The sequence below is a fragment of the Vasconcelosia minhoensis LEGE 07310 genome (assembly GCF_015207255.1).
GTDB classification, from domain to species: domain Bacteria; phylum Cyanobacteriota; class Cyanobacteriia; order Phormidesmidales; family Phormidesmidaceae; genus Vasconcelosia; species Vasconcelosia minhoensis.
In genome coordinates this window covers 1-5,529 of sequence record NZ_JADEXG010000123.1, presented here as the reverse complement: position 1 = coordinate 5,529, position 5,529 = coordinate 1, and the positions used below count along the sequence as shown (strand labels likewise).

The window sequence follows — 5,529 nt, the reverse complement described above, 5'->3', positions numbered from 1 at the left end:
GGGTGATCTCCATCCCCTTCAGTTTGGTGAAGTCTGACAGTCCCTTCACCCCTGGTTCATGACGCAGCATGAACATTACTTCGGGCGCTGGCCCATGCAGCGCTTTCCAGGTGCTCACTCGTCGTTGCGCCTGAAGTTGACTCTGAGGTCAATGAAGTCGCGCTGGATGGCGGCATGGTGCGGTTGGCGACTCCCAAAGGCGCTCCCAGTGAGTGGAAGCAGTACAAAGCAGTGCGGCTGAACGCAAAGGGGGCTGGGATGGCCTGGTTCCAGGACAACTCGGCGCTGGTGAGCTGGCTTCATCAGCTGAGCTTCATCAGCTTGTTTTACTGTCTGGGCGATGGTCATCCGGGCATCTGGTCGCTGTTTGCACAGCTTCAGGTGCCGCAGCTGTCTGAGGAAATCTTGGACTGGTTTCACCTGATGGAGAATCTGCACAAGGTCGGTGGGTCGCTGAAGCGCTTGCAGCAGGCCGAAGCGCTGCTCTGGCGAGGGCAGGTCGATAAGACCCTGGCCTTGTTTGCCTCAGTTAAGACAGAAGCGGCTGGCCGCTTTCAAGGCTATCTGCAAACGCATCGCAGTCGTATTCCCAACTACGAGTACTACCAGCTGGAAGGTTTGCCGATTGGTTCGGGTTCGGTCGAATCTTGGATTAAGCAGATTGATGAGCGCATTCAAGTGACGGGGGCACGCTGGAAGCCTGAACGGGTGCCGCAGATCCTGGCGCTTCGCTGCGCCTATCTCAATGGCGACCTGGACTCTTTTTCTCTCGTTGAAGTATGACGCGCTCCCCTTTAGATAAGGCTAACAAAGCCCAGCAAGTCATGAACAACTATGATGGGCGAATCGAGCGTTTCAAAGCAGTCATGGGCAATCAGCTGCCCATGACTGCAGCCATTGTCGAAGTTCGCCCTAATGTCTTAATCACGTATACCAAGGACACTTTTCCAATCCAGATTTTGAGCAAAGCAGGTATATCACTGCCGCCTGCTCTGGAGAAATATGATTGGCGATCGTGGGCACTGAGTCGGGAAAAATTAGATGAAATCAATGCGGATGTAATTTTTATATCAACTTGGCAAGGAAGCCAACAGGACAATCAAGCAGCTCGATCTGCTTTAGAAAAGTTGACCTCTGATCCGCTATGGCTTCAGTTAAATGCCATTCAACAAGGTAGGGTTTACACCGTTGGAGATTACATTCAAGGAGCCGGTCCGCTGACCGCTAACTTGATTCTGGATGATTTGTTTAGATATCTACTCCCAACAAAACTATGACTCAAACTAACATTACTAAAGATTGCCGATTCTGCTCTAAAGTGTCCAAAAGTAATGGCGAAGATCCCATTGGCTCTGCCGTGAACTATGATCAGTTTCTCTTTGTTGAGTTTCCAGAACCGTGGTTCAAAAACTTTGTATATGAGCATTCGCACTCATGGTTCGCTCAAAAAAGGAGAAGGTTTTTCGAATTAGCCTGACAAGGCGAGATAGATACTATCAGGGCAATCCAGAAACTGTAGAATGCGCCGTTGCAGGTCGGATAGCGAAGAGAGAAAGCGCTGTAGGCGACCGTCAATCTCCATAACCGTGAGTGTGATGCCGCGAAAAGCCTTGAGCAGTAGCTCAGCGGTCGGGTGGTTCGTGGCTCGCTTGGGATTGCCTGCATAGAGCCCAGAGAGCACCTGTTGGTCTGCTGCCAAGTGCGTGCGAACTGAGAATTCAAGCAGGCAGAGGATACGCAAGCCCAAACTCAATAGCCGAATCAAGCCTTTGACGCGCTGGTCAGAAGCGAGATAGAGCGGTCGCAGGCCCAGTGCTTTGCCCTTGTAGCGTCTAAACCCTTGTTCAATCAGATACTCGTTACGATAGCCGTAGACAGCCTGCGGCAGTGATAGCTCAAGGTCGTTGCTGGCATAGACTCGCCAACCCAATAACCGCGTTGCTTGCTGATAAGCTTCTGCCTCAAGGGTAGACTTCACCGTCACCTTGGTTTCGGTTAGGGTACGCGCCGGTTTGTTTCGGTAGGCGCGTTTGTGAGTCGTTTGAGTCGTGGTCTCGTAGGCGACTTGGATGAGGTCTCTGACGCGGTAGCGCTGAAGAATCCGATTGGCCGCATCCCTGGTTTCCTCGATGGATAGCCGTTTTCGCCCTCTACCGGTCAAGTTCAGTTGGTTCAGCGCCTCGGTCGCTTTTTCGATGCGGTTGTCGAGACTGCTTCGTTGCCGTTCAGCGGACTTGAATGAACGGACCACCAGCCACTGCTCTGGCCAAGTGAACAGCGCTGCCCCGACCTCGACTGATTGAGGCAGCGTCAGCGTGAACCCCTCAGCAATGAACTCAGGCGTCTCACCGTTGTCATCCGGAGAGACGACCTGAGTCAATATTTCCTCGTGGCGGAAGACAGGGACTAGTAACTCGGCTAAGTCAGCCTTTGAAATGTGCTGCTCAGGTAGCGGGCACAAGTAGTGATTCTGACTCTCAGCGATGTAACGACGGGTCTCTATCGCCGCCATCTTGCTGTCCCCCACATAGGTCAGCCCGCTCGCTTGAAGGCACTTTTGCACTTTCTGTATCTCTGGAATGTACAGCGGATCGTCGGCTTGATTGCCACTGACCACGGTGGTACTCACAGGTAGCCCTAACGGGTCTAAGGCGGCCTGGGAGATCTTCACTTGCGCTAAGTCCGGTCGATAATCTTTGCTGTGACCAAACTGAAACAAGCCTTCGTCTGTTACCGCTCTGTAGCCACTGCTGGTGGTCGTATCTAGCCGAACACACCCTACCCTCAAGTCGTACACCCGCACCGTATGACGGTTCAGCTCACCTTCAAACCGATCCCACTGGGCGTCATTCCCGAGTCGGTCTAGGATGCGCTCTAAGCGGTCATCACTGAAGTCCAAGCTTCTCACCGTCGGCGCTAAGCTGCGCTCTAACGTGCCGCTTAATCCCGAGGCCCAATCTTCTACTTGATTGAGTCGATGGTCGCCTTGCGAGAGTAGGTATGATAACCATCCCACTAAAACTTTACCTAGACTCAACCCTTGCCAGTTCCCATGGCGCTCGAAGTGCTCATCGGCCAGCTCGCTCAGCTTTAGCTGTCCCATCTGACTCAATAGCAGCGGGATATCATCGACTCGTTCATTAGCGATTAGCTGCGCCATAGGTGCTATGCCTCAGGGTATTCCTCGCTTCATTATGGCAATTCGCTTTTCTTTCCTATAATTTCAGCGAACCGTGAGTTCGCAGTTAGGTGTGATTCACAAAATGACAAAAGTGTTACAGCAAGAACAGGGTATCAAAGCGAGAGTGATGGCGATCGCCCCTGATTATGACCCGAATCCCAGTCAACCCCGGGTGTTACACTATCGGCGACCTACTGAATGCTTTGCTCGGTTCAAGAAACAGGAATTTCTCGTCCCGTCAACAGAAATTGTCCCCCTGGCGATCGCCCTCCTCAACCAACCTGACGACCTATCCCAGTTTGACACTTACCAACAGCCAACAAGTCATACTCGGGATATGATGCTCTGCACGCATGGCAGCTATGATGTTGTCTGTGGGCGGTTCGGGTATCCTCTCTATCGGAAACTACGTCATGAATACAGGAGCTCTCCATCTTCTGCTCTGAGAATCTGGCGATGCACTCATATTGGCGGACATCAATTTGCACCAACGCTGCTGGATATGCCTGAGGGTCGCTATTGGGGGCATTTAGTTCCCGAAATATTAAACGTTCTGGTGCGCCGTCAGGCGTCTGTCTCGGAATTGCGATCGTTCTATCGTGGCTGGTCAGGGTTGGCTTGGGCTGAACAAATTACCGAGCGAGAAATATGGATCAAAGTGGGATGGAATTGGCTCAACTATCTCAAGAGTGGAAAGGCCTTAGCAATTTCTGACCCCGGTGCTGACTATCCCGACAGGGCGGAAATTCGGATCGATTTCAACTCACCAGATGGCAACATCTCTGGTGCTTATGAAGCTCGTATAGAAGCGCATGGCCAGGTGACCACTATGTGGAATTCAGGCGGTGAGCAGTGGCTGGAACCCGTCAAGCAATATCAGGTAACCCACTTAATCAAGGTAGCCTAGACCAAAAATGTCGTTCACGAGCAAAAGAATTTCGTTTAGCGCCAAATCTAATCAAGCTTTACGGTCGAATCAGCGTTTTCCCAGATACAATTGTTCTGGGTAAAGTATTGAATTCATACGAATTTCGCTTCAGAAACATAAAACTCTTCTATCCGATTATCTGAAACCGTAGCGAAGCCGTATGATTGATTAATAATCACCCTTGTACGATCTCATTTACGGATGGGAACAAACCTGACTTAGTTGAGCGGATTGAGGTGATTCCAGGCCCTAGCCTGTTGTGTTCAGCCCAAGCTTACCCATTCGCCCCTTACCCATCTACCCCCGTGCCCTCCATCTGGCAACTGCTCTGGCAAATGATCCGCTATGCCCAGCGGTTGTACTGGGTCGATACGCTGCTGTGGCTAGGCATCGTCGGGCTGCCAATTTTTCCGGGCGTGTTGATTCGCGAATTTTTCAACAGCCTCAGCAATCGCTCAGTTTCCCAGGCATCCCCCTGGGTATGGATTGGGCTGCTGTTAGCGGTGGGGCTAGCGCGAGTGGCGGTCATTTTTACGGGCCGCATTACCAAGACCCAGCATCGGTTTTTAATGAGTGGGCTGATTCGACACAACCTTTTATATGAATTGCTCAAACGTCCGGGGGCGGAACTAGCGGCGGGTGGGGCTGATGCCCAGACATCTCCAGGAGCCATTCTCAGTTTTTTTCGAGATGATGCCCTTCAAATCGAAAATACCGTGGTGGGCACCAACGAAATTTTTGCCGAAGCCGTGTTTGCTGCCGTCTCTGTTGGGTTGCTGCTCAGTGTTAATGCCAGAATGACGCTGCTCGTATTTCTGCCGCTGTGCGCGATCGCGGTTCTTGTCCACCAAGCCGAACATCGCCTCAAACGCTACCGCCGTGCCAGCCGCCAGTCTACCCAGCAGGTGACCGGGCTGATTGGGGAGATGTTCACTGCCGTCCAGGCTGTCAAGGTAGCTGGGGCAGAGGCCCGGATGTTAAATGCGCTCAGGGAAAGGTGCGATCGCCGCCAGCAGCAGGTGATCCGCGACCAGCTCTTCAGCGCTGTTCTCAACGCCAGCTTTGAAAGCATCGTCAGCCTTGGCACCGGCCTAATTCTCCTGCTCGCCTCTCAAAGCCTGGGAGCCCAAGGCGACCTCACCGTCGGCGACTTCGCCCTGTTCGTCTACTACCTCTCCTTTGTGACTTATTTTTTGGGATTCCTGGGCGGCTTCCTCGCCGCCACCCAGCAAAGCGAGGTCTCCTTCGACCGCATGACCTCACTGATCCACCCCCCTGACCAACCACCTAATCCCCCCAACGCCTACAGCGACGCTTCGCGATCACCCGTACCCTGCGGGAAGCCGCTATCGCGTCTACACCCGATCACCCCATTACCCGATCACCCCCTCACCCACCCCCATCCCCTCTTCCTAAAACC

General features: G+C 52.8%; 4 protein-coding genes and 1 pseudogene. 4 read left to right on the top strand and 1 reads right to left on the bottom strand.

Features of this window, described 5'->3' with window-relative positions; all coding sequences use genetic code 11:
• Positions 1–543 precede the first annotated feature (543 nt).
• Both IQ241_RS26940 and IQ241_RS24820 read left to right on the top strand, forming a co-directional pair.
• Positions 544–783: pseudogene (locus tag IQ241_RS26940) on the top strand (ISKra4 family transposase); the annotation flags it as partial.
• Positions 780–1,277, top strand: coding sequence for an ABC transporter substrate-binding protein (locus tag IQ241_RS24820; RefSeq protein ID WP_193912443.1), 498 nt, complete (start codon positions 780–782; stop codon positions 1,275–1,277). The pseudogene IQ241_RS26940 and the gene IQ241_RS24820, both read left to right, overlap by 4 nt.
• 191 nt (positions 1,278–1,468) lie before the next feature.
• Here the strand turns inward: IQ241_RS24820 and IQ241_RS24815 are convergent, their stop codons facing one another.
• Positions 1,469–3,160 carry an IS1634 family transposase gene (locus IQ241_RS24815; protein ID WP_193912441.1) on the bottom strand — a complete coding sequence of 564 codons (1,692 nt, stop codon included), beginning with the start codon at positions 3,158–3,160 and terminating at the stop codon, positions 1,469–1,471.
• Between the two features lie 103 nt (positions 3,161–3,263).
• On the opposite strand from IQ241_RS24815, the gene IQ241_RS24810 reads away from it, so the two are divergent.
• Together IQ241_RS24810 and IQ241_RS24805 are read left to right on the top strand one after the other, a co-directional pair.
• A complete protein-coding gene (locus IQ241_RS24810) occupies positions 3,264–4,088 on the top strand; it encodes a sucrase ferredoxin (protein WP_193912447.1) in 825 nt (274 codons plus the stop codon).
• Positions 4,089–4,414: 326 nt separating this feature from the next.
• Positions 4,415–5,529: ABC transporter transmembrane domain-containing protein (locus IQ241_RS24805; RefSeq protein ID WP_193912439.1), on the top strand; the 1,115-nt coding region annotated here is incomplete at its 3' end.

Excerpts from the sequence above, each read along its gene's own strand:
- IQ241_RS24820 (WP_193912443.1), top strand. The coding sequence starts at position 780 with ATGACGCGCTCCCCTTTAGATAAGGCTAACAAAGCCCAGCAAGTCATG.
- IQ241_RS24815 (WP_193912441.1), bottom strand. The coding sequence starts at position 3,160 with ATGGCGCAGCTAATCGCTAATGAACGAGTCGATGATATCCCGCTGCTA.
- IQ241_RS24810 (WP_193912447.1), top strand. The coding sequence starts at position 3,264 with ATGACAAAAGTGTTACAGCAAGAACAGGGTATCAAAGCGAGAGTGATG.